The following is a 1,681-nucleotide window of genomic DNA, read 5'->3' as shown; positions in this document are numbered from 1 at the left end:
GGCGTGCCGGCCGGACCCGCCGTGGTGACCCCGGCCGTGGTGGTGGGCCGGTCCCTGCCGCAGCTCACCGAACTGGTCCGCGCCCAGGTCGCGCTGGTGCTGGGCCACCCGGCCGGCCGGCCGCTGCCCGACCGCACGTTCCGCGACCTCGGCTTCGACTCGCTCACCGCGGTCGAGCTGCGCAACCGGCTCGCCGCCGAGACCGGCGCGACCCTGCCCGCCACGCTCGTCTTCGACCACCCCACGGTCGCCGAACTCGCCGCCCACCTGCATGGCCTCACCGCCGACCCGACCGGCGGCGCGGTCGTCGCCGCCGACGTCGACAGGCACCGCGAGCCGGTGGCCATCGTGGCGATGAGCTGCCGGTTCCCGGGCGGCGTCGCCACCCCGGAACAGCTGTGGGACCTGGTGGCCGGCGGCACCGACGCGCTGTCGCCGATGCCGCCGGAACGCGGCTGGAACGTCGCCGAGCTGTACCACCCGGACCCGGAGCACCTCGGCACCAGCTACGTGCGCGAGGGCGGCTTCCTGACCGGGGCCGGGGAGTTCGACCCGGCGTTCTTCGGCATCAGCCCGCGCGAGGCGGTGGCCATGGACCCGCAGCAGCGGCTGCTGCTGGAGACCGCCTGGGAGGCGTTCGAACGCGCCCGCCTCGACCCGGCCGGGCTGCGTGGCAGCCGCACCGGCGTCTACGTCGGCACCAACGGGCAGGACTACGGCTCGCTGCTGCTGGCCGCCGGCGACGGCGACGAGAACTACCTCGCCACCGGCGTCTCCGCCAGCGTCATCTCCGGGCGGCTCGCGTACACCTTCGGGCTGCACGGTCCGGCGGTCACGGTCGACACCGCCTGCTCCGCGTCGCTCGTCGCCCTGCACCTGGCCGCGCAGGCGTTGCAGGCGGGGGAGTGTGACCTGGCGCTGGCCGGCGGCGCGACGGTGATGGCCACCCCCGGCATCTTCGTCGGCTTCTCCCGCCAGCGCGGGCTGGCCGCCGACGGGCGGTGCAAGCCGTTCGCCGGCGCCGCCGACGGCACCGGCTGGGGCGAGGGCGTCGGCCTGCTGGTGCTCCAGCGGCTCTCCGACGCCCGCCGCGACGGCAACCCGGTCCTCGCCGTGGTGCGTGGCAGCGCGGTCAACTCCGACGGCGCGTCCAACGGGCTGACCGCCCCCAACGGGCCGGCCCAGCAGCGGGTCATCCGGCAGGCCCTGGCCAACGCCGGACTCGCCCCCGACCAGGTCGACGCGGTCGAGGCGCACGGCACCGGCACCACGCTCGGCGACCCGATCGAGGCGCAGGCGCTGATCGCCACGTACGGCCGCGACCGCGACACCGACCGGCCACTGTGGCTCGGCTCCGTCAAGTCGAACCTCGGTCACACCCAGGCCGCCGCCGGCGTCGCCGGGGTGATCAAGATGGTCCTCGCCATGCGGGCCGGCGTGCTGCCGCCCACCCTGCACGTGGACGAGCCCACCCCGCACGTCGACTGGTCCGCCGGCACGGTCGCGCTGCTCACCGAGGCCCGGCCCTGGCCGGCCGGCGACCGGCCCCGGCGCGCCGCCGTCTCCTCGTTCGGCATCAGCGGCACCAACGTGCACACCGTCCTGGAACAGGCGCCGCCGGAGCAGCCCGAGCCGCCCACCGCCGTACCCGCCGGGGAACTGCCCTGGACGCTGTCCGGAC

General features: G+C 76.3%; 1 protein-coding gene. It reads left to right on the top strand.

The window, feature by feature from the left end:
- A partial coding sequence (locus HUW36_RS32295; RefSeq protein ID WP_174531515.1) for a type I polyketide synthase occupies positions 1-1,681 on the top strand: 1,681 nt, incomplete at both ends.

The sequence above is a fragment of the Micromonospora maritima genome, from assembly GCF_902825405.1.
Lineage (GTDB): Bacteria > Actinomycetota > Actinomycetes > Mycobacteriales > Micromonosporaceae > Micromonospora > Micromonospora maritima.
This window is presented reverse-complemented; position numbering and strand designations above follow the sequence as displayed.